The 25603-nt window shown below is 70.0% G+C and carries 24 protein-coding genes; 14 read left to right on the forward strand and 10 right to left on the reverse strand.

The annotated features are described in order from the left end of the window. Window positions 1-16 precede the first annotated feature (16 nt). Window positions 17-343 carry a hypothetical protein gene (locus BS69_RS14350; RefSeq protein ID WP_029942231.1) on the reverse strand — a complete coding sequence of 109 codons (327 nt, stop codon included), beginning with the start codon at window positions 341-343 and terminating at the stop codon, window positions 17-19. A gap of 214 nt (window positions 344-557) precedes the next feature. Between BS69_RS14350 and BS69_RS0112200 the strand changes: the two genes are divergently transcribed. From BS69_RS0112200 to BS69_RS0112230, 7 genes are all read left to right on the forward strand, one after another. Then, the gene (locus BS69_RS0112200; RefSeq protein ID WP_029942232.1) at window positions 558-1676 is read left to right on the forward strand and encodes a glycosyltransferase family 4 protein; all 1119 of its coding nucleotides are present in this window, start codon (window positions 558-560) and stop codon (window positions 1674-1676) included. A 56-nt stretch (window positions 1677-1732) separates the two neighbouring features. Further along, window positions 1733-2470 (forward strand): metallophosphoesterase, encoded by a 738-nt coding sequence (locus tag BS69_RS0112205; protein ID WP_245605164.1) that lies wholly within the window; start codon window positions 1733-1735, stop codon window positions 2468-2470. Then, the gene (locus tag BS69_RS0112210; RefSeq protein WP_051676800.1) at window positions 2463-3518 is read left to right on the forward strand and encodes an SDR family oxidoreductase; all 1056 of its coding nucleotides are present in this window, start codon (window positions 2463-2465) and stop codon (window positions 3516-3518) included. The genes BS69_RS0112205 and BS69_RS0112210 overlap by 8 nt, the downstream gene beginning before the upstream one ends. A 109-nt stretch (window positions 3519-3627) precedes the next feature. Then, window positions 3628-4278, forward strand: a complete 651-nt coding sequence (locus BS69_RS0112215; protein WP_051676801.1) for a polysaccharide biosynthesis/export family protein — start codon at window positions 3628-3630, stop codon at window positions 4276-4278. Window positions 4279-4316: 38 nt separating this feature from the next. Further along, the gene (locus BS69_RS0112220) at window positions 4317-6533 is read left to right on the forward strand and encodes a GumC family protein (protein WP_051676802.1); all 2217 of its coding nucleotides are present in this window, start codon (window positions 4317-4319) and stop codon (window positions 6531-6533) included. After that, window positions 6533-7714, forward strand: a complete 1182-nt coding sequence (locus BS69_RS0112225) for a tetratricopeptide repeat protein (RefSeq protein ID WP_029942237.1) — start codon at window positions 6533-6535, stop codon at window positions 7712-7714. The genes BS69_RS0112220 and BS69_RS0112225 overlap by 1 nt, the downstream gene beginning before the upstream one ends. Continuing rightward, window positions 7711-9096 carry an O-antigen ligase family protein gene (locus tag BS69_RS0112230; protein ID WP_051676803.1) on the forward strand — a complete coding sequence of 462 codons (1386 nt, stop codon included), beginning with the start codon at window positions 7711-7713 and terminating at the stop codon, window positions 9094-9096. Before BS69_RS0112225 ends, BS69_RS0112230 begins: the two co-directional genes overlap by 4 nt. Here the strand turns inward: BS69_RS0112230 and BS69_RS0112235 are convergent. Then, window positions 9086-10135, reverse strand: coding sequence for a nucleotidyltransferase family protein (locus tag BS69_RS0112235; protein ID WP_029942239.1), 1050 nt, complete (start codon window positions 10133-10135; stop codon window positions 9086-9088). The genes BS69_RS0112230 and BS69_RS0112235 overlap by 11 nt on opposite strands. A gap of 35 nt (window positions 10136-10170) precedes the next feature. Here BS69_RS0112235 and BS69_RS13810 point away from each other — a divergent pair, with 35 nt between their 5' ends. Together BS69_RS13810 and BS69_RS13815 are read left to right on the forward strand one after the other, a co-directional pair. Then, window positions 10171-10581 (forward strand): lasso peptide biosynthesis B2 protein, encoded by a 411-nt coding sequence (locus tag BS69_RS13810; RefSeq protein ID WP_051676804.1) that lies wholly within the window; start codon window positions 10171-10173, stop codon window positions 10579-10581. Beyond that, window positions 10572-11447: a phosphoenolpyruvate carboxykinase (ATP) gene (locus BS69_RS13815; RefSeq protein WP_029942241.1), complete on the forward strand. Its 876-nt coding sequence runs from the start codon at window positions 10572-10574 to the stop codon at window positions 11445-11447. Before BS69_RS13810 ends, BS69_RS13815 begins: the two co-directional genes overlap by 10 nt. Here BS69_RS13815 and BS69_RS0112250 read toward each other — a convergent pair. From BS69_RS0112250 to BS69_RS0112265, 4 genes are all read right to left on the reverse strand, one after another. Further along, entirely contained in the window at window positions 11374-12651 is a 1278-nt protein-coding gene (locus BS69_RS0112250; protein ID WP_051676805.1) for a multidrug effflux MFS transporter, read from the reverse strand. The two genes, BS69_RS13815 and BS69_RS0112250, sit on opposite strands and share 74 nt — an antisense overlap. Before the next feature lie 13 nt (window positions 12652-12664). Next, window positions 12665-13453 (reverse strand): HAD-IIA family hydrolase, encoded by a 789-nt coding sequence (locus tag BS69_RS0112255; protein WP_051676806.1) that lies wholly within the window; start codon window positions 13451-13453, stop codon window positions 12665-12667. Window position 13454: 1 nt separating this feature from the next. Next, window positions 13455-14762, reverse strand: coding sequence for a dicarboxylate/amino acid:cation symporter (locus tag BS69_RS0112260; protein ID WP_029942244.1), 1308 nt, complete (start codon window positions 14760-14762; stop codon window positions 13455-13457). Between the two features lie 151 nt (window positions 14763-14913). Continuing rightward, on the reverse strand, window positions 14914-16959 hold the full coding sequence (locus BS69_RS0112265) for an elongation factor G (protein WP_029942245.1): 2046 nt from the start codon (window positions 16957-16959) through the stop codon (window positions 14914-14916). Window positions 16960-17097: 138 nt separating this feature from the next. Here BS69_RS0112265 and BS69_RS0112270 point away from each other — a divergent pair, with 138 nt between their 5' ends. Further along, window positions 17098-18228 carry a YihY/virulence factor BrkB family protein gene (locus tag BS69_RS0112270; protein ID WP_051676807.1) on the forward strand — a complete coding sequence of 377 codons (1131 nt, stop codon included), beginning with the start codon at window positions 17098-17100 and terminating at the stop codon, window positions 18226-18228. Here the strand turns inward: BS69_RS0112270 and rpoH are convergent. Beyond that, the gene (gene rpoH, locus BS69_RS0112275; protein ID WP_029942247.1) at window positions 18125-19030 is read right to left on the reverse strand and encodes an RNA polymerase sigma factor RpoH; all 906 of its coding nucleotides are present in this window, start codon (window positions 19028-19030) and stop codon (window positions 18125-18127) included. The genes BS69_RS0112270 and rpoH overlap by 104 nt on opposite strands. Window positions 19031-19090: 60 nt before the next feature. Then, window positions 19091-20044: an RluA family pseudouridine synthase gene (locus BS69_RS0112280; RefSeq protein WP_029942248.1), complete on the reverse strand. Its 954-nt coding sequence runs from the start codon at window positions 20042-20044 to the stop codon at window positions 19091-19093. A gap of 162 nt (window positions 20045-20206) precedes the next feature. On the opposite strand from BS69_RS0112280, the gene BS69_RS0112285 reads away from it, so the two are divergent. Further along, window positions 20207-20833, forward strand: a complete 627-nt coding sequence (locus BS69_RS0112285) for a histidine phosphotransferase family protein (protein ID WP_029942249.1) — start codon at window positions 20207-20209, stop codon at window positions 20831-20833. Window positions 20834-20867: 34 nt separating this feature from the next. Here the strand turns inward: BS69_RS0112285 and BS69_RS0112290 are convergent, their stop codons facing one another. Next, window positions 20868-21815: an NAD(P)/FAD-dependent oxidoreductase gene (locus BS69_RS0112290; RefSeq protein ID WP_029942250.1), complete on the reverse strand. Its 948-nt coding sequence runs from the start codon at window positions 21813-21815 to the stop codon at window positions 20868-20870. 62 nt (window positions 21816-21877) lie between these two features. On the opposite strand from BS69_RS0112290, the gene BS69_RS0112295 reads away from it, so the two are divergent. From BS69_RS0112295 to rplS, 3 genes are read left to right on the forward strand one after another with little or no spacing between them, the layout of a single operon-like run. Continuing rightward, complete coding sequence (locus BS69_RS0112295) at window positions 21878-22162, forward strand: hypothetical protein (RefSeq protein ID WP_029942251.1); 285 nt, start codon at window positions 21878-21880, stop codon at window positions 22160-22162. Further along, window positions 22159-22896, forward strand: a complete 738-nt coding sequence (trmD, locus tag BS69_RS0112300) for a tRNA (guanosine(37)-N1)-methyltransferase TrmD (RefSeq protein ID WP_029942252.1) — start codon at window positions 22159-22161, stop codon at window positions 22894-22896. The genes BS69_RS0112295 and trmD overlap by 4 nt, the downstream gene beginning before the upstream one ends. Further along, complete coding sequence (rplS, locus tag BS69_RS0112305) at window positions 22893-23306, forward strand: 50S ribosomal protein L19 (protein WP_029942253.1); 414 nt, start codon at window positions 22893-22895, stop codon at window positions 23304-23306. The genes trmD and rplS overlap by 4 nt, the downstream gene beginning before the upstream one ends. A 63-nt stretch (window positions 23307-23369) precedes the next feature. On the opposite strand, the gene BS69_RS0112310 is transcribed toward rplS, so the two are convergent. Further along, window positions 23370-25586 carry a M20/M25/M40 family metallo-hydrolase gene (locus tag BS69_RS0112310; protein WP_029942254.1) on the reverse strand — a complete coding sequence of 739 codons (2217 nt, stop codon included), beginning with the start codon at window positions 25584-25586 and terminating at the stop codon, window positions 23370-23372. Window positions 25587-25603: the final 17 nt, after the last annotated feature.

The raw sequence follows: 25603 nt of genomic DNA on the forward strand, positions 1-25603 counted from the left end.
GCCTCAGCAAGATCGATCAGGCGGGGCTGATCGCGATCTGGTCGTTGTCCTTGTCCTTCGACAGCAGCAGCGCGGCGAGGCCGCCCAGCACCGCGAGGCCCGCGATCAGCGGAATGACGCCCAGCCCGCCGCCGGTTGCCACCACCGGAGGCGCGGGCTCACCCGCCGGAACGGGGGCCGGGGCGTCGGTCGCCGGAAGGACGCAGCCGGGGGTCGCCGACTGGGCGGTGGCGGCTGCCGACGCGGCTGCACCGCAGAGTGCCTGGCTCGAGGCGGGGGCGGCAAAGGCCGAGAGCGCGGCCCACGGGCTGTAGGAAACGGGAGCGGCCTGCACGGCGGCCATGGCCGGTTCGGCGGCGACAAGGGACGCACAGGCCATCAACGCGGCCATTCGCGACGCAACAAACATTTTCGGCATCCAGACTTCTCCCGCAAACCACCCCGGTCAGGAGCGGCTTCGCCGCACGAACGAGGGGGGCCGCGCAAAGTTTCGTGATGCCTGAAAAAGCCCGGATCGTGGCTTGCATGTCACGCTTTTGGCCCTAACGGCGAGCCCCGTGCCCGCCGGTCCGATCCTTCTCGTCGCCAACAGCAGCTGGAACCTCGCCCACCAGCGGGCGGGGCTGGTGCGCGGTCTGCGTGCCGCCGGGCATCGGCTCGAAGCGGTGGTGCCCGAGGGGAACGCGGACGTGCCGGGGCTGGTCACGCACCGGGTGCCGCTGATCGCCGACGGCACCGCGCCGCTGGCCGAGCTGCGCAGCATCCTCGCGCTGATCCGCCTGTTCCGGGCGGTGCAGCCGGCGGTGGTCCTCAGCTTCACGCCCAAGGGCAATCTCTACGCAGGCCTGGCGGCGCGAGCGACGGGCGTGCCGCTGCTTCCCAATGTCTCGGGACTGGGGACCGGCTTCATTCGCGGCGGCCTCCTGCTCAAGGTCCAGGCGGCGATGTATCGCGAGGCCTTTCGCGGCCTTCCGACGATCTTCTTCCAGAACCGCGACGATGCCACCCTTTTCGAGACCAAGGGGCTGGTCCGCCGCGGGCAGGTCGCGCTGCTTCCGGGCTCGGGGGTCGACTGCCGCGCCTTTCGCGCGACCCCGCTCAAGCCCCGCGCGCCGGGCGAAGCCGAGCTGCTGTTCGTCGGGCGGCTCCTGGGCGACAAGGGCGTGCGCGAGCTGGCCGAGGCGATGCGGCTCCTGAAACCCCGGCACCCGGGCCTCCGGCTGACCCTGCTCGGCGAGCTCGGCGCGCAGAACCGGACCGCGATCGGTGCCGACGAACTCGCGGCCTGGGTCGCCGAGGGCCTCGTCACCCATGCCGGGCGGACCGACGACGTCCGCCCCCATATCGCCGCCGCCGATGCGGTGATCCTGCCTTCCTATCGCGAAGGAATGCCCAAGGCGCTGCTCGAGGCCGCGGCCATGGGGCGCCCGCTGCTTGCCGCCGATGTTCCGGGCTGCCGCGAGATCGTCCGCGACGGGATGAACGGCCTGCTGTTCGAGGTCCGCTCGGCCACGTCCATCGCCGAGGCGGTCGAGCGCTTCCTCGCCGCCGGGCCGGCCCAGTGGCAGCAGTGGGGCCGCGAGGCGCGCGTGATCGCCGAACGCGAATATGACGAACGACTGGTGGTGGCGGCTTATGCGCGGCAAGTCATCGCCCTGACAGGAAAGGCAGCCTAGGGCGCGCGCTGATGGTCCGGCGTTTCTTCTCCTCCGCTCCCCCGAGGCCGCGCGGCATGAAGGGCTGGCGCGCCTATGCGGTGGGCGACGTCCACGGCTGCCTCGACCTGCTCGACAAGCTGCTCGATGAGATCGTCGCCGACCACCAGGCCCGGCCCAATGCGAAGGGGCTCATCGTCTTCCTCGGCGACCTCATCGATCGCGGACCGCGCTCGGCCGGGGTGATCGAGCGGTTGCGGACGCTGGCGCTGCCGGGGTTCCAGGTCGTCGCCATCGCCGGCAACCATGAGGAAGTGCTGCTTCGGATCCTCGACGGCCAGGCCGACCAGCTGGCCGGCTGGCTTCGCTTCGGCGGGGCCGAGACGCTTCGCAGCTATGGCGCCGACGCGTCCGAGATCGGCAAGCTCGCGCCGGCCGACGCCCGCGCCCGGATCACCAGCGCAATCCCGCACGCGCACCGCGACTATCTCGCGGCCTGCGCCGACAGCCTGCGCTTCGGCGACTATCTGTTCGTCCATGCCGGGATCCGTCCCGGGGTCGCGGTCGAGCAGCAGGACCTGCACGACCTGCGCTGGATCCGCGAACCGTTCCTGTCCGACCGGCGCGACCATGGCGTGGTCGTGGTCCACGGGCACACCATCAGCGAGGCGGTCGAGGAAGTCGGCTCGCGGATCGGAATCGATACCGGCGCCTATCAGACCGGGCGGCTGACCGCGCTCGGGATCGAGGGCGACCGGCGCTGGCTGATCGATACGGTCGACGGCTTCCACGAATCGGAGACACTTGATGTTTGAGGCTCTGTTCGCGTCGCCCGGCCTCGCGCCCCGGCTGGAAGCGCTGCGCGCCGCCCCGCGCCGCTGGCTGGTGACCGGCGCCGCCGGCTTCATCGGCTCGAACCTGGTCGAGGCGCTGCTTCGCCTCGACCAGCAGGTGATCGGGCTCGACAATTTCGCGACCGGCCACCAGCGCAACCTCGACGAACTACTCGCCGCGGTCGGACCGGAGCGGGCAGGGGGCTTCCGCCTCGTCACCGGCGACATCCGCGACCGCGCGACCTGCGCCGCGGTCTGCGCCGAGGCCGACGTCGTCCTCCACCAGGCGGCGCTGGGCTCGGTCCCGCGCTCGCTCGCCGACCCGCTGACCAGCCACGACGTCAACGTCACGGGCTTTCTCAACATGCTCGACGCGGCGCGCACCGCCGGTGTCCCGCGCTTCGTCTATGCCGCCTCGTCCTCGACCTATGGCGACGAACCCAATCTGCCCAAGCGCGAGGAGCGGACCGGCAATCCGCTGTCGCCCTATGCGGTGACCAAGCTCGCCGACGAAATCTATGCGGCCGTCTATGCCCGGAGCTATGGCTACAAGGCGACGGGCCTGCGCTATTTCAATGTCTTCGGCCCGCGCCAGGACCCGCATGGCGCTTATGCCGCGGTAATCCCGCGGTGGCTCGACGCCCTGCTGACCGGCGCGCCGGTGACGATCAACGGCGACGGGGAAACCAGCCGAGACTTCTGTTTCGTGGCCAATGCGGTCCAGGCCAATTTGCTCGCGGCGCTTGGTCCCGACGAGGTCCAGGGCGAGGTGTTCAACGTCGCGGTCGGCGACCGCACCAGCCTCAACCGGTTGTTCGCGCTCCTTAAGGAGGGCCTGGCCGAGCACGGCCGCCAACTCGCGGTCGAGCCCGTCTATGGCGACTTCCGGGCCGGCGACGTCCGCCACAGCGAGGCCGACATCGCCAAGGCGCGCAATCTCCTCGGCTACCAGCCGACCCACGACATTGCCGCGGGGCTCGGCGAAGCCATGCCCTGGTATCTGCAACAAAGGGCGGGTCCCAGCGATTGACGCTGTTGAATCCGGTATGATTGCACTAGGGTGGTCCGCGGGGGACTGTAGAATTGGGATCAGGATGCGCTTTCAGTCCAATGCTTTGACCCTCGTGGTCCCTTCGCTGATGATCCTCCTGGCCGGATGCGCCGACACCCGTGGGGGAAACATTCCCTATGATGTCGCGCTCGCCCCGCCCGACCAGCCCAAGGCGCTGAGCCTCGAGGAAAACTACCGGATCGCGCCGCTCGATACCTTGTCGGTCAATGTCTTCCGGCAGAAGGACCTGTCAGGCGACTATGAGGTCGACCTCACCGGCCGCATCAACATGCCGCTGATCGGAAGCCTCGAGGCGGCGGACCTCACCACCGCCCAGCTCGACCAGAAGATCACCGCGGCCTATGGCGCGAAATATCTGGTCAATCCCGACATCGCGGTGGGGGTGAAGTCCTCGACCCGCCGGACCATCACGGTCGACGGCTCGGTCAAGAACAGCGGTTCCTTCCCGGTCAGCGGTCCGCTCAGCCTGCTCCAGGCGGTGGCCCTGTCGGGCGGCGCCAGCGAGGACGCCAATCTGCGCCGGGTCGCGGTCTTCCGTACCATCGGCGGCCAGCGCCAGGCCGCGGCCTTCGACCTCCAGGAGATCCGCCGCGGCGCCGCCAAGGATCCGCCCGTCTATCCGGGCGACATCATCGTGGTCGACGGGTCGAGCGTGAAGAAGACGCAGAAGGCGATCCTCAACAACATCCCGATCCTGTCGATCTTCCGCCCCTTCTAGGTGGGCCGAGCGACCATGTTTTCGAAGGAAGATCCATCTTGAATCGCGACCTCGCCTTCCCGCCCGAAGGCCGCCTGCCGGCCACGTCCGCCGATCTCGGCCGGCCGGTCGGACCCGTCTCGGGACGGATGCGGATGGTCCAGCAGGGCACGCACCTCGACCTCGCGACGCTGATCCGGATCGTCAAGGAATGGCGCTGGCTGATCCTTGCCGCGATGGTGCTGGGGATCGCCGGCGGGATCATCGTCACCATGCTGACGACCCCGCTCTATCGCAGCTGGGTGACGCTCGAGGTCAATCCGCCCAAGTTCGACGTCGTCGGCGAGGGCAAGGACCTCCAGGACGACAGCCAGCGGACCTGGGACTTCATCGCCACCCAGGTCGGCCTGCTGCAGAGCCGGGCGGTCGCCGAGCGCACCGCGCAGGATCTCAACCTCGTCAGCAATCCCGAGGTCGCGGGCAGCAGCGGATCGGTCGAGGACCGGCTCAAGGCCGCGACCGGGACGATCGCCGGCGGGCTCGCGGTGGAAGCGCCCAAGGAAGGCACGCTGATCCGCTACAGCTTTACCTCGCCTGATCCGCAGCTTGCCGCGCAGATCGCCAACGGGGTCGCCGACAGCTTCATCAACGCCGGTCTCCAGCGCCGCTTCGAGAGCTCGGCCTACGCCCGCAAGTTCCTCGAGCGGCAGATCGCCAAGACCCGCAGCGACCTCGAGAAGAGCGAGAAGCAGCTCGCCTCCTACGCCCAGGCGCAGGGGATCATCACCATGGGCGGCGGCGGCGGTGGCGAGGGCCAGTCGGGCTCGTCCGAGGCCGGCAACAGCCTCCAGGGCGAAAGCCTCGCCGCGCTCAATGCCGCGCTCGCCCAGGCGACCGCGCGCCGGGTCGCGGCGGAAGGCGCCTATCGCGCCGCCGCCTCGTCGGGCCTGACCGCCGACGTCAACACCTCGACCCAGAGCCTGCGCCAGGCGCGCGCCGCGCTCGAGGCCGAATATAGCGACAAGGCGACCGAGCTTCAGCCGAGCCACCCCGAGATGGTCAGCCTGCGCTCGCGGATCGATGCGCTCGGCGCCCAGATCGCCCGCGAGGGCGCGCAGGTGAATGCCGGCCGGGTCAATTCGCTGGCGCAGGAATATCGCGGGGCCGTGGCCGCCGAGCGCGCGCTCCAAGGCCGTGTCGCCGGGCTGAAGGGCGAGGTGCTCGACCTGCGCGGGCGCAGCGTGCAGTACGGCATCCTCCAGCGCGAGGTGGACACCAACCGCACGCTCTATGACGCGCTGCTGGGCCGCTACAAGGAAATCGGGGTCGCGGGCGGGGTCGGCACGTCGCCCATCTCGATCGTCGACCGCGCCGAGGTGCCGGGCGGGCCGTTCAAGCCCAACCTGCCGCTCAACCTCCTCGCCGGTCTCGGCCTCGGCCTGCTCGCCGGTCTCGGCGGTGCGGTCGGCCTCGACATGCTGCGCGACACGATCCGCAACCGCGAGGACATGCGCAACAAGCTCGGGCTCGCCTGCCTCGGCCAGATCCCCAAGCGCCAGACCAAGGGCGACTTCATCGACGACCTGCGCGACCCGGGCTCGATCGTCTCCGAAGCCTATAGTTCGGCGGCGGCGGCGCTCCGCTTCACCACCGAGCAGGGCGCGCCGCGGCTGATGATGGTGACCTCGACCTCGAGCGCGGAGGGCAAGTCGTCCTCGGCCCTGTCACTGGCGCAGAATTTCGCGCGTCGCGGCATGTCGGTGCTGCTGGTCGACAGTGATCTTCGCAAGCCCGCCTTCCGCGCGGCCAACGAAGACATCGGGCTGACCAAGCTGCTCACCAACGACGATGAGGTGCTCCAGCATATCGCGCCGACCCAGTTCGACAATCTGTCGCTGCTGCCGTGCGGCCCGCTTCCGCCCAATCCGGCGGACCTTCTCTCCACCCCGCGGTTCGGGATGATCCTCGAGGAAGCGCTGATGCACTTCCAGATGGTGATCGTCGATTCGCCGCCGGTGCTCGGCCTCGCCGACGCGCCGCTGATCGCGCACACCTGCCGCAACCTCCTGTTCGTGGTCGAGGCCGGGCGCACCCGGACCCGCCAGGCGGCCGAGAGCCTCAACGCCCTCGAGGCGTCGGGCGCGCATTTCCTCGGCGGGCTGCTCACCAAGGCGACCGAGACCAGCGGCAATTACGGTTACTACAGCTATCGCTACGGGGAGCTGAAGGATCGCCGCGAAAGGATCGCGCTCATTCCGCATCATCAGGACGCCTGATGCCGGGGCAGGGGGGCGCAGGGGGGACGCGGCTGTGGTGGCGCTGGCCGGCGGCGTCCGTGCTCGTGCTGGCCGGCGTGCAGGCGGTCCGGACAGCGGTGGTCGAAGGGCTGAGCGACAGCCGCCCGGCGCTCGCCCATGCCGTCTGGTCGTCGCATCCCAAGCCGACTCTGGCTCTCGCGCTGGGTGAGATCGGAACCGCGGCGCGCGAGGGGCAGAGCCCGCCGCCGCAGGCGCTCGAGGCAATCCGCCGGGTGGGCCTGTCCGAGCCGCTGGCGGCCGAGCCGCTGCTGGTCGCCGGGACCCAGGCGCTCGCGGCAGGCAATCGGAAGGAAGCCGAGCGGCTGCTCGAGGCCGCGCTTCGGCGAGATCCGCGCTCGACCGCGGCGCATTTCCTGCTCGCCGACCTCCTCATCCGCCAGCAGCGGCTGGCCGAGGCGCTGGGCCATGTCGGGGCGCTTGGCCGCCGGCTGGGTGCGGCGACGATCGGCTTTGCCGGTGCGCTCGCCGACTATCTCCGCCAGCCCGGCGCACTCGCCAAGGTCGCGCCGGTGCTCGGCAACGACCCCGCGCTTCGCCAGCAGGTGCTCGAGCGGCTCGCCAATGATCCCGCATCGACGCCGCTGCTGGTCGCGCTGGCCCGGCCCGACGATGCCGACCGGGCCTGGCTCGTTCGTGCCACCGACGTCCGGCTCGGGGCGGGCAATGTCGAGGGTGCCCGCCGCCTGCTCGCACGGGCCGGGGTGAGCGGCGGCGGCACCGCTTTGTCGAGCTGGGCGCCGGGCGCGGGCGGACCGCTGACCTGGCGCTTCATTACCAGTTCGGCCGGGGTCGCCGAAGCGGTCGCGGGCGGGCCGGTCCGACTGGTCTATTACGGCCGCGAGGATACCGCGCTGGCCGACCATGTCCTGCTGCTCCCTGCCGGCTCCTACCGCCTTCGCTCGAGCTTCGCGGGCAAGGTCCCGGCGGGGACGTTCGAATGGCGCTTGGCCTGCCTCGGCACCGGCAAGCCCGCCACCGTCCTGCCGATCGGGGGCAACGACAATGACTCGGCGCTCAGCGTCGCGCCCGACTGCGCGGCGCAGAAACTGTCGCTGTGGGCCCGCATGGGCGACTTTCCGCAGACGGTTTCGACCGAGCTCAGTCGGGTGAGCCTGGTCGGCGCGGGGACCGCCTCGTGATCCGCGCGCTGCGCCCGGCGGCGGCGCCGGCCTTCCTGCTCCTGTGCCTGCTGCTCGGCGGCAGCACGCAGGGCATCTGGCGCAACCTCGTCCTCCAGCTCGCCGGTATCGGCCTCATCCTCTGGTCGCTGTTCGCGGCGCAGCGCTCGACGCCCACGCCGGCGGCGCGGATGCTGCTCTGGCTCGGGATCGCCTGGGTGGGCCTGTGCCTGCTCCAGCTCGTGCCGCTTCCCCCGGGCCTGTGGAGCGCGCTTCCCGGTCGCGCGGTGGTGGCGGAGGGCTTCCGCCTGCGCGGCGAGGCGCTGCCATGGCTGCCACTCTCGCTCAGTCCCGCGGCGACGCTCGAGAGCCTGACGGTGATTGCGGTTCCGCTCGGAATGCTCGCCGCCGTGCTCGTCCTCGGCGCCTATCGCAGCCGATGGTGCATCGCCGCGCTGGTCACCGGCACCTCGCTGTCCGTGCTGCTCGGCGCGCTCCAGTTGCTTCAGGGCGGGCCCTATCTCTACCCGCAGAGCAACACCGGCACCGCCGCCGGCCTGTTCGCCAACAGCAACCATCAGGCGACCCTGCTCCTCACCACCATCCCGTTCCTCGCGGCGCTGGTCGGCAATGCGCTGCGCTCGAGCCGCCGGGCCGATCCCAAGGCGCGGATCAGCCGGGTGATGATCGCGCTCGGCGCGCTGGCCGTGGTGCTGATGGGGATCGCGCTCAATGGATCCATGGCCGCGCTCGTGCTGGCGGTGCCCGTGCTGCTGGCAAGTCTCGCGCTCGCGCTTCCCAAGGCCGGCCCGGGCGCGAAATGGCTGAGTCTCGCCGCCTTCCTGCTCCTCCTCGGCGGGGTCGGCGGGATCGCGGCCTTCAGCGAGGCGGGCTCGTCCCAGACCTCGGTCAGCACCCGCAGCGACATCTATCGGCGGACCGTGCCCGCGATCGTCGAGAATTTCCCGGTCGGGACCGGGCTCGGCAGCTTCGAGCGCGTCTATCGCCTGCGCGAGGACCCGGCCAAGGTCGACAGCGTCTTCATCAACCATGCGCACAGCGATCCGCTCGAATGGCTGCTCGAGACGGGAGTTCCGGGCCTCTTGCTGCTGCTGGCCCTGCTCGCCTGGTGGCTGACCCGCACGATCCAGTTGTGGCGGTCCGAGGAGCGCGAGCTCGTGCCGCTCGCCGCGACCATCGCCACTGCCGCCATCCTCGGCCACAGCCTCGTCGACTTTCCCTTGCGCGATCCCGCGATCCAGGCCTTGTTCGCGCTGGCGCTCGCCTTCATGGCTGAGCCGCGCAGCTACGAGGCGCAGCGCAGAAGTGCGCGCAGCAACCGCGGGCCGGTGAAGGCGGCAAAGCACCTCACGCTGACCGACGACGGTCTCGTCAGTGCGTGAGGAGCGCGCCCAACTGGCGAACGGCCTCGCTCATGAAGAAATGCGAGCCCGGGACCATCAGGAGCTGCGAGCGATGGATGCCGAGCGTCCCGAACGCCCGCTCGGTCGGCTCACGCGGATCGTTGAGCGCGGCGAGGGCAAGTTTGACGAGGGTGCGCGACCCCGAATCATGCTCGAGCTCGGCGGGCAGCGGCGTCCCCATCACCCGGTTGGACAGGACCAGCGCCGCGGCGAGGGTCCGGCCGGCGCCGAGGCGCGGGGCCTGCTCGGCCGCCCGGGCGAGCTCGGCGGGCGCAGTGCGGGAGACGAGCGCGGCGAAGTCCGCCAGCCATTTCAGCCGGAACCAGGCGCTCGAGAATCCGTGCACCGCGAGATAGGGGAGCAGCAGCCGCTCGGGCAGGGTCGGCAGCTCGACCCCGCCGGCGACTTTGACCATCCGCGCCGGGACGGTGGCGGTGACCGTCGGCAGGATCGCGGAATGGTCGGCGACCCGGCTGTGAAGGTCGAGCAGGATGCCGTCGTCGCTCCGCCACATGCTTTCCTTGCGGCTGCGGTGCCAGTCGGACGGATCGACCGAGGGCTCGGGCACCTGCTGGACATAGCCAAGCCCCGCCAGCAGCGCCGCCGAGCGCCCGATCGCACTGCCCGGCACGAGCAGGTCGATGTCGAGCTGGCGCTTGAGCATCGGATTGTCCCAGGCGAGCACGCCGAGCGTCTGCCCCTTGAGGAAGAGATGCGGGATCGATGCGGCGGCGAAGGTCCGGTGGACCCGCGCGCTTTCGACCGCCATGACCAGCCCGTCGGCGGCGATGTGCCGCGCGTCTTCGCCAAGTTTGCCGAGCCCCAGCGGAACGACCCCGATCCGCTGGACCGTGCGCCAGGCCAGCCCCTCGACCCGGTGACGCCGGGCAAGCAGGGCGAAGCGCGCGCCATCGGCCACGGCCAAGCGCTCGCCGATCTTGGCCAGCTCGGCATCGGACAGGCGCGGGCGGCAGCAGTCCACCAGCAGGGCAAGCATCGGCTCCATCGCATCGTCCATAGCGGGGCGACGGCGGAAGTGAACGGCGACGCGCGATGATCGCCGCGCTCCGGGCATTCCTGTCGGCCCCGCCTGAGCGCCGCACGCTGGCGCTCGAGGCGCTGCCGCTGCTGGCGCGGGCCAACCGGATGGTCGCCGCCAGGCCCTTCCCCGAGACCATCTCCTTCGGCCTTGTTCCGCTCGGACGCCCGCGCCACACCGACGTCGCACTCGTCTCGCGCACCGTCGCCGCGGTCGCAAGGCGCGTGCCCTTTCGCGCGCTCTGCTTCGAGCAGGGACTGACCGTCCAGCGGATGCTGCGCGAACGCGGGGTCCCGGCCCGGCTCCATTACGGGATTGCCGCGGGAGACGAACTCAAGGCGCATGTCTGGATCAGCGTCGATGGGAAGATGGTCCACGGCGGCGAGGTCGCCTCCCAATATGCCGAAGTCGCGGCATGGGGATGAGCCACGTCCGCCTGTTCGGCCTCACCATCGCCAGCGAGATCGCGCTTCCGGGCCTGCTGCCCGCCGATCCCGCCGCGCCGGTCGACGTCACGGTGCGCCGCGCCGACCTCGCGGGGACCGCCGACCTGGTGGTCGAGGAAGCGGGCTCCTTCGCGGTGCGCGGCGGGCGCGAGATCCTCGTCGACGCGCCCGCCGACATGCCCGCGCGCAACGTCCGGCTCTATCTTCTCGGCAGCGCCATGGGGATGCTCCTCCACCAGCGCGGCCTGATGCCCCTCCATGCCAATGCGGTGGTGGTCGACGGCAAGGCGGTGGCGGTCGCCGGCACCTCGGGCGCGGGCAAGTCGACGCTGGCCGGCTGGTTCCACCGGCAGGGCTACAAATTGATCGGCGACGATGTCATCGTCATTCGCCCCGACGAGGATGCCGCGATCGCCTTTCCCGGCGTGCCCCGGCTGCGGCTGTGGGGCGAGGCGCTCGAAGGGCTGGGGTTCGCGCGCGACGGGCTCGACCGAAGCTATATCGAAGAGGATTTCGACAAGTGGGACGTGCCGGTCGCGGCTGCCGCGCTCGCGTCCGAAGGGCAGGCGCTGGGCGCGATCTACATCCTTGCCGACGGGCCCGAAATCGCGATCCGTCCGCTATCGGGCGCGGCAGCGGTCAGCGCGCTGTTCGACCAGACCTATCGCGGCGGCTATGTCGCGCAGACCGGGACGGCCACCGACCATTGGCGCGCGGTCACTGCGATTGCGCGCATCGTGCCCGTCTTCACGCTCGAGCGGCCGCGCGACCTTACTCGGCTGGCTGTGCTGGGCGAAACGGTGCTTGCCCACGCGCGGGGCCTCGCCGCTCGAACATCCGCCTAGGCTCGGTCGCGACGATCAGGCCGAGGCCGATCGCGCCCGCCAGCGACAGTCCCCAGAGGAAGGGCAACTGGGTCCCGTCGAAGGCCTGGCCGATGGCAAAGCCGCCGATCGCGGCGAAGATGGTGCCGATCACGCCCTGGATCGACGAGGCCATGCCCGCGATCGCGGCCATGTTCTGCATCGCCAGCGTGTTGAGGTTGGCCGAGCAGAAGGCGAAGCTCGCCATGACCAGGCTCTGCAGCAGGGCAAAGACGAGGAGGTTCTCGCCGACCGCGGTGGCGAAGACCGCGTGGGCGAGGGTCAGGGTGGCGAAGGCGGCGGCGCCCGAATGGCCGACCCGGCGAAGCCCGAAGCGTCCGACGAGGCGGCTGTTGAGCCAGCTCGCCAGCGCCATCGGGGCCGCGACCGCGCCGAACACGAGGCCGATCATCTGTGGCTCCTTGAAGGCGTCGAAGACGATCTGCTGGATCGAGCTGATATAGGCGATGAGCCCGGTGAAGATGGCCGTCTGGGCGATGGTGTAGCCGAGCGACTGGCGCTCGGTCAGCACGGCCCTGGCCGCCTGCGCGAGCTCGCCGATCTGGAGGGTCCGGCGGTATTCGGGGTGAAGCGTCTCGGGCAGGCGAAGAAAGCCCCACAGCCCGATCAGCAAGCCATAGATGCCGAGCAGCCAGAAGATCGCCTGCCACGGTCCCGCGAGGAGGATCGCCTGGCCGACGCTGGGGGCGAGCACGGGCACCAGCATGAAGACCATGAAGATGAGGCTCATCACCCGCGCCATGGCCTCGCCCTCGAACAGGTCGCGGACCATGGCGACGACCAGCACGCGGGTGCTCGCGGCCGAGGCGCCCATCAGCAGGCGTCCGGCGATCAGCGCGGTGAAGCTCGGCGCGAAGGAGCAGAAGAAGGCGAAGCCAACGTAAGCGCCGACGCCCGCGACGAGGATCGGCTTGCGTCCGAAGCGGTCGGCGAGCGGGCCCCACAGCAATTGCCCCAGCCCGAAGCCGAAGGTGTAGGCGACGATCACCAGCTGGCGGCGGTTCTCCTCGACGACCCCGAGATGCGCGCCGATGTCGGGAAGGGCGGGGACCATCGCGTCGATGGCGAAGGCGTTCATCGCCATCAGCCCGGCGAGCAAAGCGATCGTCTCGCGCGTGCCGGGGCGCGGCCTGGCGCCGGGCTGGTGGGGGTGGCTGTCGAACATCGGAAGGCTGGCCCTACGTCCGAGCCGCGGCGTCGGTTCCCAGGCCCTCGACACTGGCGACCGGACGCCAGCCACCTTCGAAGACGGGATCGTCGCCGGCGTGGATGCCCCCGGTCACGAACACCGCGTCGATCCCGAAGCCCGCCGCGCCCGCCATGTCGGTCTGGAGCCCGTCGCCGATCGCGAGGACATGGGACTTGTCGGTGATCCCGGCGAGGCGCAGCGCATACTCGTAGATGGTGGGGTAGGGCTTGCCGTACCAGCGCGTGCGGCCACCGAGCGCTTCATAGGCGTCGGCAAGCGCGCCCGCGCAGACCATCACCTCGCCCTGATGGTGGACGATCCGGTCGGGGTTGAGGCAGTGGAGGAGGACGTCGTCGGCTGCCCACGCCGCCAGCCGGTCGGCATAATCCGCGACCGTTTCCCCCTCCGCGAGCCCGGCGCAGGCGAGTTCGGTGAAGCCGTGACTGGTGAAGGTGAGCCCGCGCCGTTCGAGGTCGGCCCGGTCGTCATGGGTACCGCAAAAGCCCACCTTGCGACCCAGCAGCGCGGCCGCCCCGGCCTCGCCCGCGGTGATGATCCCGTCGTCGAGATCCTCGTCGAGCCCGAGCTTCTCAAGCTGCACGCGGATTGCGTCGGCGGTGCGCGGCGCGTTGGTGACGAACAGCACCAGCCGCTGCTGCGCCTTCCAGGTGGCGAGCGTCGCGGGAACCCCGTCGAACACCCGCCAGCCGTCATGGACGCAGCCCCACAGGTCGCAGAGGATCAGCCGGTAGCGCTCCGGCAGGTCGAGCAGGTCCACCTCAGACCGACGGCGGTGGCGGCGGCACGTGGCTCGGCGCGTGGGCGTGCTCGATGACGGGACTTTCCTCGACGTCGAGCGGACCCTCCCACTTGGCGACGAGCACGCTCGCCACCGCATTGCCGACGACGTTGGTCGCCGAGCGGCCCATGTCGAGGAAATGGTCGACCGCGAGGATCAGCAGCAGACCGGCCTCGGGGATGTTGAACATGGCGAGGCTGCCGGCGATCACCACCAGGCTCGCGCGCGGGACCCCGGCAATGCCCTTGCTGGTCACCATCAGCGTCAGGAGCAGCAAGATCTCCTGCCCGATCGACAGGTCGATGCCATAGGCCTGCGCGATGAAGATCGTCGCGAAGGTCATGTACATCATCGAGCCGTCGAGGTTGAAGGAGTAGCCGAGCGGTAGCACGAAGCTGGCGATCCGCGGCGGCACGCCGAACTTGTCGAGCGCTTCCAGCGTGCGCGGATAGGCGGCTTCGGACGAGGCGGTCGAGAAGGCCAGCACCAGCGGATCGCGGATGTAGCGCATGAGGTGGGTCACCCGCCTGCCGACGGCGAGGAAGGCGACGGTGAAGAGGAAGCCCCACAGGATCACCAGCCCGAGGTAGAAGCTGCCGATGAACTGGCCGAAGGTGAGGATCACGCCCGGGCCGTTCTCGGCGATGGAGGCGGCGACCGCGGCGAACACCGCCAGCGGGGCGAGGCGCATGACATAGCCGGTGACCACCAGCATGACCTCGACCAGCCCCTCGATCGCGCGGACCAGCGGCTTGGCCTTTTCGCCGACCGCGGTGATCGCGACGCCGATGAACAGCGAGAAGACGACGATCTGGAGGATCTCGTTCTCGGCCATCGCCTGGATGCCCGAGGAAGGGACGACATGGGTCACGAATTTGGCGAGGTCGAAGGTCGAGGTATCGACCCCGCTCGCCGCATTGGCCGCAGGCAGCGGGAGGTCGAGCCCGACGCCCGGCTGGAGGAGGTTGACCAGCACCAGCCCGAGGGTGAGCGAAATGAGGCTGGCGGTGATGAACCAGGCCATCGTTCGCGCGCCGACCCGGCCCAGCGCAGCGGTGTCGCCCATGTGCGCGACCCCCGCGACGAGGGTCGCGAAGACGAGCGGGGCGATGATCATCTTGATAAGCCGCAGGAAGAGGGTGGTGACGATCCCGAAATAGTCGGCAATCTCGCCCAGCCGCGCCTTGGCCTCGGGGGTGGCGTCGCCAATCCCGGCGTTGATCGCCCAGCCGGTCACCAGCCCCAGGACGAGGGCTGCAAGAATGTACCAGGTCAGGCGTTTGGCCACGAGTTCGCTCCGCAACTATTGATTGCCAGCGGGCGTCGCGGCGCGGGCGCGTGAAGTCAAGCGCGAGCCGTCGTCCCGGCGAAGGCCGGGACCTCGGGCGGTCTGCGCGATCCTCCCGAGGCCCCGGCCTCCGCCGGGGCGGCGCCATGGCTCAGGCCGGCTCGACCTCCCTGGCCTTGACGATCTTCTCGGCGAGCGGGCCGTTGAGTTCGGCCAGATGGTCGAACGCGGCCTCGTAGGTGGCGAGGCCCTGGCTGAGCGAGCGCAGCTCGCCTTCCAGCCCCTGGAGCTCGGCCTCGGGGACCAGCGCCTCGACCCGGTCCCAGCCGCTCCAGCCCTCGCGGGGCCCAAGGCCGAGGACCTGGCCGCGGCGGGCGGCGAGGGCCGAACTGACCTTGCTGGTCGCTCCCGCCGGGGTCACCACGGTCACCTTGTGGACGGGTTCGAGGAGGTGCGGCTGCGCCGCGGCCAGCGCTTCCTGCATCGCGATCCGGCCGGCGGTGCGGAAGGCGAGCTCGCTCGAATCGACGCTGTGATAGCTGCCGTCGGTCAGCGTCACCGCGACGTCGACCACCGGAAAGCCCATCGGTCCCGACTGGCAGGCGTCGCGAATGCCCTGCTCGACGGCGGGGATATATTGACGGGGAATGGCGCCGCCGTGGATCTGCTCGGCGAAGGCGATGCCGCCCCCGCGCTCCTGCGGACGAAGCTCGATCACCACGTCGCCGAACTGGCCGTGGCCGCCCGACTGCTTCTTGTGTCGGCCGCGCTGGACCACGCTGCGGCGGATGCTCTCGCGATAACCGACGCGGGGCGGGCGCTGGGTGACCGTGACGCCATGACGTCGCTTGAGCCGCGCAAGCACGACCGACAATTGCTCCTCGTTCACGCCCGACAGGATCAGCGCATGGTCGTCCTCGTCATGATCCACGTGGAGCGTCGGGTCTTCCTCGGTCAGCTTGTGGAGCGCGCCGGACAGTTTGACGTCGTCCTTGCGATCGGCGGGGGCAATGGCGAGCCGGACGTTGCGCGACGGGAGGGGCAGCTCGGGCAGCGGCGGCAGCATGCTCCGGCCGAACCATTCGCCGCCATGCATCGCATCGACCTTGGCCAGCGCGACCACCTCGCCCTCGGGCGCCTCGCCCAGCCGCTGGCTCTTCTCGCCCTGCAGGGCGAAGAGCGCGCCGGCCTTGACCGCGCGGCCATCGCCGCCGGTCAGTTCCTGGCCTTCCCTGAGGGTGCCGCCGAGCATCCGGGCGAGGACCAGCCGCCCCAGCGCATGGCCATGGCTGACCTTGACCGTGAACAGCGCCGGATCGTGGACTCCGAGCCGCTGCGCGGTCCGGGCGGGAGCGGGGGCCTCGTGGCGCAGCGCCTTCATCAGCCGGCGCACGCCCCAGCCATTGGCGGCCGAACCGAACAGCACCGAGACGCCGAGATTGTCGCTTGTCTCGCGGGCAAGGTCGTGGAGCACCGTCTCGAGCGGCGGGGTCTCGTCCATCAGCAATTGCTCGAGCAGGGCGTCGTCATGGTCGGCGAGATGCTCGAGCAGGCGGGTGCGGGCCTCGGCCTCGATCGCATCGAGTTCGGCGGGCATGGCGACCTGCTCGGACGGGCCGCCCGGGCGGTAATGGAAGGCGCGTTCGAGCGCGACCTCGACGAAGCCGCTGACCTTGTCGCCGCTGGTGATCGGGATCTGCCGGGCGATGAGCGGCGAGACGCTGAGCGGCTGGAGCGCTTGCAGCAGGTCCCCGATCGAACCGCGGGCGCTGTCGATCCGGTTGACGAAGACGAGGTGCGGAAGGCCGAGCTCGTCGAGCAGGCGAAGGGTCGGGGCGGCGAGGGCCGCGCGGGCGGGGTCGGGGTCGACCACCACGATGGCGAGGTCGGCGACGCTGAGCGCCCGGGCGCCATCGGCCTGGAAGCCGGTTCCGCCGGGGACGTCGATCAGCGCGAAGCGCTCGCCTAGCCAGGTGAAATGCATGAGATTGAGTTCGGTCGAGCCGCCGCGGGCGCGCGCTTCTGGGCTCGAATCGCCGATGCTGGTCCCTTGTCCGGTGTCGCCCTGCCGGTCGATCGCGCCGCTGGCGAACAGCATGGCTTCGGCGAGGCAGGTCTTGCCCGCGCCCGCCGGACCGACCAGCGCAATGGCTCTGGTGCCGGGGACGGGCTCGTGCCGGTGTGGGGTGCCTTGCATGGTGCAGCTCTCCTTCGTGCCGAGGTGGCGCGTCGAGTCGCGGCGGGCGCCTCTTGCGCCATGGGGAAGGGGAGGGTCTGCCTGTCGCGCGCTCTTGGCAAGGGGAACGGGCGCGCCCGCGCGTCGGTTGGGCGCGGCATGGCCAGCACCGCGTCTCCCGGCACCGCCGCCGACAAGCCTTCCGACATTCCCGCCCCGGGCTGGCTCGCGATCGCGCGGCGGAGCTGGCGCGCGGTGCAGAAGGACAATGTCGGGATCGTCGCCGCCGGAGTCGCTTTCTATTTCTTCCTCGCGCTGGTCCCCCTGCTCGGGGCGACGGTGCTGACCTACGGGCTGTTCGTCTCGCCCGAGACGGTGGCGCGGCAGGCGGCGGGGCTGACGAGCGTGCTTCCGGGCGAGGCGGCCAGGCTGATCGGCGACCAGCTGACGCAGGTGGTCGAGACCTCGGGCGGCAAGAAGGGGATCGGTCTCTTCCTCGCGATCCTGCTCGCCTTCTGGGGCGCCCGGAGCGCGGCCGGCGGGATCGTGACCGCACTCAACATCGCCTACGAGGAAGAAGAGACGCGGGGGTTCGTGCAGACGACCCTGCTGGCGCTGGCGATGACCGCGGGGGCGGTGGTGATGGCCGGGATCGTGGCGGCGGTGACCGCGCTGCTCGCCGCGCTCGAGGGGCTGCTGCCAGATGCCGGACCGGTCGGGCGCTTCGCCGTTGCGCTGGCGGGCTATGCGCTGCTCGGCGGGATCGCGGCGGCGGCGGCGGCGACGCTCTACCGGTTCGGGCCGAGCCGGGCGAAGGCGCGGTGGGTGTGGCTGACCCCGGGCTCGGTCTTCTTCGCCGCGGTCTGGCTGGTCCTGACGCTGGGCTTCGGCTTCTATGTCAGAAATTTCGCCAATTACGGCGCGACCTACGGCTCGCTGTCGGCACCGATTGTGCTGCTGACTTGGCTCTACCTGTCGAGCATGGTGCTCATCTTCGGGGCCGAGCTCAACCGCGAGGTCGAGCGCCAGGCGAGCGCCGAGCCGGACACGCCGCCCGCGCCCGCACCTGTGCCCGAGCCCGTCCGCGCCGTGGCTCCGCCGCCGGCGGTGGTCGCTCCAGTCAAGCCGAAGCCCCTGCCGGTCCTGCTCCGGGCCGGCGCGGCAGCGGTCGTCGTCGCGAGCCTCGTCAGGCGGCTGGCAGGAGGCGCTGCTCGGTCGCCGACTTCATCAGCGCGGCCTGCAGCTTCTCGAAGGCGCGCACCTCGATCTGGCGGATCCGCTCTCGGCTGACGCCATAGACCTGGCTCAGTTCCTCGAGGGTCTTGGGCTCGTCGACCAGCCGGCGCTCGACCAGGATATGCTTCTCGCGCTCGTTGAGCGACTGCATCGCATTGGTCAGCAGCGTGTGGCGGACCTGCTTCTCCTCCTCGTCGGCGACCAGCTCGTCCTGGAGCGGACCATTGTCGAGTAGGAAATCCTGCCACTGGCTCTCGGCGCCCTCGTCACCCTTCAAGGGCGCGTTGAGCGAGGTATCGCCGCCCATCGCCATGCGGCGGTTCATCGAGACGACCTCGTCCTCGGTCACGCCGAGATCGGTCGCGATCTTGGTCACGTCCTCGGGCTTCAGATCGCCATCCTCGAAGGCGTCGATCTGGTTCTTCATTCGCCGCAGGTTGAAGAACAATTTCTTCTGGGCGGCGGTGGTGCCGATCTTCACCAGGCTCCACGAGCGCAGGATGAATTCCTGGATCGAGGCGCGGATCCACCACATGGCGTAAGTCGCGAGGCGGAAGCCCCGGTCGGGCTCGAACTTCTTCACGCCCTGCATGAGGCCGATATTGCCCTCCGAGATGAGCTCGCTGACGGGCAGGCCGTAGCCGCGATAGCCCATGGCGATCTTGGCGACGAGGCGCAGGTGGCTGTTCACCAGACGCGCGGCCGCATCGGTGTCGCCATGCTCACGCCAGCGCTTGGCGAGCATATATTCCTCTTCCGGGGCGAGGATCGGGAATTTCTTGATCTCGCTCAGGTAGCGGTTCAGCCCGGCTTCGCCGGAGCTTGCAGGAATGGAAATTGCCTTCGCCTGTGCCATGAAAGTGTCGCGTCCTTCTTCTGGCAGAGCACGCCAATGACTGCCCTGCCATGAGTATTCCTATACACCAAGTGCCTTGAACAGTTCCTGCATGTCCTTTGGGACAGGGCTTTCAAACGACAAACGGTGCTTCGTCACGGGATGAGTGAAGCCCAGGGTCGCCGCATGAAGGGCCTGGCGCTTGAAATTCAGCTCCTTGCAGACCGCTGCGACGGTCTTGTTGTTCCGGCCGTACACGGGATCGCCGACCAGGCTGTGGCCGAGGCTCGCCATGTGCACCCTTACCTGATGGGTGCGGCCGGTCTCCAGCCGGCATTCGACGAGCGCCGAGTCGCGTCCGACGGAGCGACGCGTCCAGTGGGTGACGGCGCGCTTGCCCCGGCCTTCGGCCACGATCGCGATCTTCTTGCGATCGTGGGCCGAGCGGGCGAGCGACGCCTCGACCCGGCCCTCGGGCGCCATGGGAATGCCGTTCACGACCGCGAGATAGCGGCGGTCGATCGAGTGGGCGGCGAACTGCCTGGCCAGCCCCTCGTGGGCGACGTCGGTCTTGGCGACCACCAATAGCCCGCTCGTGTCCTTGTCGATCCGGTGGACGATGCCCGGCCGGGCAACCCCGCCGATCCCGCTCAGCCGTCCGGCGCAATGATGGAGCAGCGCATTGACCAGCGTCCCGTCGAGATTGCCCGCGGCCGGATGGACCACCAGCCCCGCGGGCTTGTCGACCACGAGGAGATGGTCGTCCTCGAATATGATGCCGAGCGGAATGTCCTGCGCTTGCGCCTCGGCCGGGGCGGCCTGCGGCACGGTCAGGGTGAAGGTCTCCGAGCCCGCGACCTTGAGCGCGGGATCGCGCACCGGGCTTCCCGAACGCTCGAGCGCGCCGGCCTTGACCAGGCTCTTCAGCCGCTCGCGCGACATGGTCGGCACGGCGTCGGCAAGCGCGCGGTCGAGCCGCCAGCCGGCATGGGCGGGGGCAAGAGCGATGTCGATGATGTCGGACCCCCCGGTCATGGCCGGACGAGATGGGGTGGGGGCACGCGCTTTTCAAGGCGGGCGGGAAAATGGGACAAGTCGCGCATCCGGCAGCTTGCATCATCTATAATCCTACTTTGCAAACACGGATTTGCGTCAGGCGACTTGCACCTTGCGACCCTATCGGCCACGTCGTCTCCAATGAACGCGATCGAACTCGCCAGTCTGCTTTGTTCGCGGCTTTGCCACGACCTCCTGTCGCCCGTCGGCGCGCTCAACAACGGCATCGAGCTGATGGCCGATGAGCAGGACCCCGAGATGCGCGAGCGCTGCCTCGAGCTGCTTGCCGAAAGCGCCCGGGCGAGCGCCGCGAAACTCAAGTTCTTCCGGCTGGCCTTTGGCGCCGGGGGCGGGTTCGGCGAGGAGATCGACACGCGGGAGGCCAAGGCCGCGCTCGAGGGGCTGTTCGGCGGCGAGAAGAAGATCACGCTCGGCTGGATGGTCAGTGCCGAGAAGCTGCCCAAGGACGCGATCAAGGTGCTGCTCAACCTCGCGCTTGTCGCGGGCGACGCCTTGGTCCGCGGCGGGCAGCTCGACATCGGGGCGGAAAGGGGCGCCGAGGGGACCGAGATCGTCATCCGGGCGGAAGGACCGCGCCTGCTCCTCGATCCCAATCTGCGCGCCACCCTCGAACGCGGCGCCGGCGGCACCGTCGAACCCCGCGCGGCCGGCGCCTGGCTCGCCCATGCGCTGATCCACGAGAGCGGCGGCAAGCTGCAGCTGTCGCCGGCGGACAATCCGGTGCTGATGATCGGGGCAGTGTTCTAGGGATCGCGCGCTCTTCCCGGGGAGAGCGGCGGCGTCACTTCTCCGCTACGACCGGCTCGCGCAGCATCGGGGCCTTGGCGGCGAGATCGTTGCGGATGGTGGTGGCGGCTTGCCCGCCTTCGCCCATGGCGTGGCTGATCTGGTCGAGGCCGTGGACCACGTCGCCCGCGGCGTAGAGGCCCGCAATCGTGGTGCGCATCTTCGCGTCGCAGACGAGGCAGCCGTCCTCGGGGTTGAGCTTCGCGCCGAGCATCTCGGCCAATTGGGTATGCGTGTCGCTGCCCAGCGCCGGATAGATGCTGTCGAAGGTCAGCAGCCCCTCGGCGGTGTCGATGGTGATGCAGGCGCCGGTGGTGCCGATCGCCTCGGCGGGGCCGCCGACGAGGCGAACCCCGGCTTCGTCGAGCTTCTCGCGGTCCTCGGCCGAGAGGTCGCAGGCGGCCTCGGGCGCGATCAGGGTGACGTCGGCGGTATAGCTGCGCAGGAACAGGGCTTCGCCGACCCCGCCCTTGCCTGAGCCGATGATCCCGACGCGCTTGTCGGTCACTTCATAGCCGTCGCAGATCGGACAGTAGCGGATCTGGCCGCGGGCCATTAGCTCGTCGTGGAGTTCGGGGTCGATCGGCGGGCGGCGGTTGGTGAGGCCGGTGGCGAGCAGGACCGAGCGGGCGGGGCGGGCGCCCGAGCCCAGGTCTGCGGTGAACAGGCCGTCCTCGTCGCGGTCGAGGCGATGGACCCGGCCGGTCTCGATCTTCGCCCCATATTTCTGCGCCTGGGTGCGCATCAGTTCGAGGAGTTCCTTGCCGTTGATCCCGTCGGGATAGCCGGCATGGTTGTGGCTGCACGGGATCCAGCCAGCGCGGCTCTTGCCCTCGTCGACCACCAGGATGTCGAGGTGGAAGCGGGCGAGGTAGATGGCCGCGGTGAGGCCGGCGGGACCGCCGCCGATGATCAGGCAGTCGAGGGGGGCTTGGGTGGACATGACGCGGGCGCAATGAGCGGCGCGGCTTGGCGGTTCCCGCCATGCTGCTAAAGCGCGCATCCATGCGATGGCTCATCTATCTGGCGGTGTTCGCGGCGGGGTTCGGCGCGGGGGCGTGGCGGGCCGCGCGGCCGGGCCGGGGCCTGTTCGCGGCGGCGGTCGCGTTGCCGCTCCTCCTCCTCTTTCTCGTCGGCGGCTATGCGGGATGGCTGTGGGTCGCCTCGCCGAGGGTGGAAAATTTCAACGACCTCGCGGCGGCGACCACCGCGGCGGTGGCGGCGGGCATGGCGCTGATCGCGCTGGTAGGCGGGCTGTTCGGGGCCTGGTTCCGGCGGGCGGGCCGATGACCTTCCGCGCGAGCGTCCTCACCCTCTACCCCGACATGTTTCCCGGGCCGCTGGGGGCGAGCCTCGCCGGCCGCGCGCTCGACGAGGGGAAGTGGCGGCTCGACACGACCAACATCCGCGATTTCGCGATCGACAAGCACCGGACGGTCGACGACACGCCGGCGGGCGGGGGCGCGGGGATGGTGCTGCGCTGCGACGTGCTCGCCGCCGCGATCGACAGCGTGGCGGACGGACGGCCGATGCTCGCGATGAGCCCGCGGGGCGCGCCGCTGACTCAGGCCCGGGTGCGCGACCTGGTGGCGGGCGAGGGGGCGATTATCCTGTGCGGCCGGTTCGAGGGCTTCGACGAGCGGATCTTCGAGGCACGGCCCGTGGAGCCGGTCAGCATCGGCGACTATATCCTGTCGGGGGGCGAGCTCGGCGCGATGGTGTTGCTCGATGCTTGCGTTCGGCTGCTTCCCGGCGTAATGGGCGCCCCCGATAGCGGTGTGGACGAGAGCTTCGAAACGGGGCTGCTCGAACATCCGCATTATACCCGACCAGTGACATGGGAAGGGCGCACGATCCCCGAAGTGCTGCGATCGGGGGATCATGCGAAGATCGCTGCATGGCGCAAGTCGCGCGCGATCGATGATACACGGCTACGGCGGCCGGACCTGTACGAGCGTCATGGGGACGTCTCGCAGGCGTCGCCCTCTGGTGCGCGGCAACGAGACGAAGGTAAGACGAAGTGAACCTGATTCAGACCCTCGAGCGCGAGCAGATCGACGAGCTCACCGCCAAGCGCGCCATCCCCGACTTCCGTCCGGGCGACACGCTGCGCGTCGGCGTCCGCGTCGTCGAAGGCGAGCGCACCCGCGTCCAGAACTACGAGGGCGTCTGCATCGCCCGCTCGAACAAGGGCATCGGCTCCAACTTCACCGTCCGCAAGATCAGCTTCGGCGAAGGTGTCGAGCGCGTCTTCCCGCTTTATTCGCCGTCGATCGAAGAGATCCACGTGGTCCGCCGCGGTGTCGTGCGCCGCGCCAAGCTTTATTACCTGCGGGGCCGCACCGGCAAGTCGGCGCGTATCGCCGAGCGCCGCGATCCCCGTCCGGCCAAGGGCAGCACCGCTCCGGCCGCCGAGGGTTCGACCGAGGCCTGAGCCTCGCGAGCATTCGCAGATGAACAGGGGCTCGACCGCAAGGTCGGGCCCTTTTTCGTTGGGTCAGAGCCTGACGCGGCTGACGAGGATCGTCGCGTCGGGGAGATATTGCGGCCGGGCGAAGGCGGGGCGGGCGGCGGCCAGCGGCGCGGCGACGGGAGGCAGGCGCCAGTGGGTGGCGGTGAGCTGGACCGTGACGGGCGCCTTGACGAGATCGAGCCGGACCACCGCGCCGTCGCAGCTGCGGCCCGTGCAGGTGACGGTGTAGGGAACCCTGGCCTCGGGTTTCAGCGCCACGGTGCGGCCATTGAACCCGCCCGCCAGCAGCGCGCCCTGCCGCTCGATCGTCAGGCTGACCGTGTCGGCACCGCCGGTGGCCAGCCAGAACAACAGCGAACGGCCTGACCCAAGCGCGATGTCGCCGACCGGGTCGAGGCGGGGGTCGGCAAAGCCAAGCTGGGCGGGCGCGCGGGCGATCCAGCGGAGGCGTTTGCCGAGCGGAAGCTGGCCCTGCCGCCATTGCGCTATTCTCTGAAGATCGGTCGGCAAGGGCTTGCGATCATTGACGATCGACCAGGCCGGCGGCTTTCCCTCTTCGCGCACATATTGGAGCGTCCACTGCTGCTGGCGGTCGGCGCTGTAGGCCGGGGCGAGCGCGGGCGGCAGCCAGGCGAGGAGGACGAGGGCGGCGGCGCCGACGAGGAAGGCGCGTCGCGGCAGGTCGTCGAGCAGCGGTTTCGCCTCGATCAGCCAGGGGAGGATGAGCAGGCCTCCGAACAGCCCGAAGATCGCCAGCGGCCCGCCGTTCACCAGGTCCTGCAGGAGCCCGACCATGCTGCCGAGGCTGAGATACAGGACGAGTGCCGCGAGGAGGGACAGCCATGTCTCGGCCCGCTCGGAGCGGAACCCGGCGAGGAGGGCAAGGGCGAAGACCGCGGGAGCAAGGAGGAAATAGATGAGCGCGCCGCTCGCGACCGTGCTGAGCGCGGCGCCGAGCAAGAGATAGACCAGCCAGAAGGCGACGCGCCACTTGCGGACCTCGAGCCGGCGGGCGAGGCGGAGCGCCGCCAGGCCGACCGCGATCACGGTGGCGTAGATGGCCCCCTCGGTCAGCACCGGATGGGCGCGCCAGAACTGGCCCTCGCGCAAGGACCCAACGACGGCCAGCGCGGCATAGACGGCGGCGGTGGCAGCGATGATGGTGCCAAGGATCAGCACGACCGCCGGCCAGGCGCGGCGGCGGTGGACCCGGGCGACGAACAGCAGGCCGAGCCCGATGGCGGCCGCGATCCCCGCCGACATCGGCAGGACGAGGAGGCCCAGCGGCGGCACGGTCATGAACAGGCGCTCGCCGCGCGTCTCGGCGGGATAGGCACCCGGCTGGATGCTGCCCGCCAGCGCCAGCAACTGGTCGCCCATGTGCTGGAGCGTGGCGGGATCCTGGCCCGCGAGATTGTCGCCCGGGCTGTGGTAGCGCGTCTCGTTGCCGATCGGCGCGAAGTTCAGCGTCACCCACCGCCGGTCCTCGGCGAAGCTGTTGACGTCGGTGTAATTGGGGATGAGCCGGTAGGCGCTGACCGCGAGGCTGCTCGCGACCGGGTGCGGCGCGGCGCGCGAGAACCAGTCGATCGCCTGGGCATTGGGGACATTGGTCTCGAACATGTTGACCGGCCCGGTCGTGCCCCGCGCCTCGAGGTTGACCAGCGCGTCGACGCGGTCTTTGAGCGGATCGCCGTCGAGGAAGGCGCGGGCGCCGGCCAGGCCCAGCTCCTCGCCCTCGTTGAACAGCAAGGTCACGGAACGGGAGAGCTTGCGGTCCTTCAGCAGGTAAGCGGTCTCGAGCATCGCCGCGACGCCCATGCCCGCATCGCTCGCGCCCGGCCCGACAGGGACGCTGTCGTAATGCGAATTGACGAGGAGGTGGGGGGCATTGGGCATCTCGCCGAGCGTGACGACGATGTTGCGGACGCGGGCGCAGGCGACGCCCGGCTGCTTGTGGAGGTTGTTGCAGGCGAAGCGGTCGTCGACGCGCGGGGAGAGGCCCATGGCGCGAAGCTCGGCGACGAGGGCGTTGCGGACACGATCGCTGGCGGCGCTGTCGGCGGGGTGGGGGGACTGGTCCCCGAGCACCCGCGCGAGCCGCGCCTTGGCGCGGACGGCGTCGAATTCACCGGCGGCGTTGGCGGTGCGCAAGGGGGGCGGGGCGGTCAGCCAGCGGGTCGCGGCCATGCCCGCCAGCAGCCCGAGCACGATCAAAGCCAGCAGCCACGCCTTGCGCATCCATTCCCCCTCGCCAC

This window comes from Sphingomonas astaxanthinifaciens DSM 22298, assembly GCF_000711715.1.
GTDB lineage: Bacteria > Pseudomonadota > Alphaproteobacteria > Sphingomonadales > Sphingomonadaceae > Sphingomicrobium > Sphingomicrobium astaxanthinifaciens_A.

Excerpts from the sequence above, each read along its gene's own strand:
- BS69_RS0112285 (WP_029942249.1), top strand. The coding sequence starts at position 20,207 with ATGAACGCGATCGAACTCGCCAGTCTGCTTTGTTCGCGGCTTTGCCAC.
- BS69_RS0112290 (WP_029942250.1), bottom strand. The coding sequence starts at position 21,815 with ATGTCCACCCAAGCCCCCCTCGACTGCCTGATCATCGGCGGCGGTCCC.
- BS69_RS13815 (WP_029942241.1), top strand. The coding sequence starts at position 10,572 with ATGGGGATGAGCCACGTCCGCCTGTTCGGCCTCACCATCGCCAGCGAG.
- BS69_RS0112280 (WP_029942248.1), bottom strand. The coding sequence starts at position 20,044 with ATGACCGGGGGGTCCGACATCATCGACATCGCTCTTGCCCCCGCCCAT.
- BS69_RS0112265 (WP_029942245.1), bottom strand. The coding sequence starts at position 16,959 with ATGCAAGGCACCCCACACCGGCACGAGCCCGTCCCCGGCACCAGAGCC.
- BS69_RS0112250 (WP_051676805.1), bottom strand. The coding sequence starts at position 12,651 with ATGTTCGACAGCCACCCCCACCAGCCCGGCGCCAGGCCGCGCCCCGGC.
- BS69_RS0112205 (WP_245605164.1), top strand. The coding sequence starts at position 1,733 with ATGAAGGGCTGGCGCGCCTATGCGGTGGGCGACGTCCACGGCTGCCTC.
- BS69_RS0112210 (WP_051676800.1), top strand. The coding sequence starts at position 2,463 with ATGTTTGAGGCTCTGTTCGCGTCGCCCGGCCTCGCGCCCCGGCTGGAA.
- BS69_RS0112235 (WP_029942239.1), bottom strand. The coding sequence starts at position 10,135 with ATGGACGATGCGATGGAGCCGATGCTTGCCCTGCTGGTGGACTGCTGC.
- BS69_RS14350 (WP_029942231.1), bottom strand. The coding sequence starts at position 343 with ATGGCCGCCGTGCAGGCCGCTCCCGTTTCCTACAGCCCGTGGGCCGCG.
- trmD (WP_029942252.1), top strand. The coding sequence starts at position 22,159 with ATGACCTTCCGCGCGAGCGTCCTCACCCTCTACCCCGACATGTTTCCC.
- rpoH (WP_029942247.1), bottom strand. The coding sequence starts at position 19,030 with ATGGCACAGGCGAAGGCAATTTCCATTCCTGCAAGCTCCGGCGAAGCC.
- BS69_RS0112295 (WP_029942251.1), top strand. The coding sequence starts at position 21,878 with ATGCGATGGCTCATCTATCTGGCGGTGTTCGCGGCGGGGTTCGGCGCG.
- BS69_RS0112215 (WP_051676801.1), top strand. The coding sequence starts at position 3,628 with ATGATCCTCCTGGCCGGATGCGCCGACACCCGTGGGGGAAACATTCCC.
- BS69_RS0112270 (WP_051676807.1), top strand. The coding sequence starts at position 17,098 with ATGGCCAGCACCGCGTCTCCCGGCACCGCCGCCGACAAGCCTTCCGAC.
- BS69_RS0112310 (WP_029942254.1), bottom strand. The coding sequence starts at position 25,586 with ATGCGCAAGGCGTGGCTGCTGGCTTTGATCGTGCTCGGGCTGCTGGCG.
- BS69_RS0112225 (WP_029942237.1), top strand. The coding sequence starts at position 6,533 with ATGCCGGGGCAGGGGGGCGCAGGGGGGACGCGGCTGTGGTGGCGCTGG.
- BS69_RS13810 (WP_051676804.1), top strand. The coding sequence starts at position 10,171 with ATGATCGCCGCGCTCCGGGCATTCCTGTCGGCCCCGCCTGAGCGCCGC.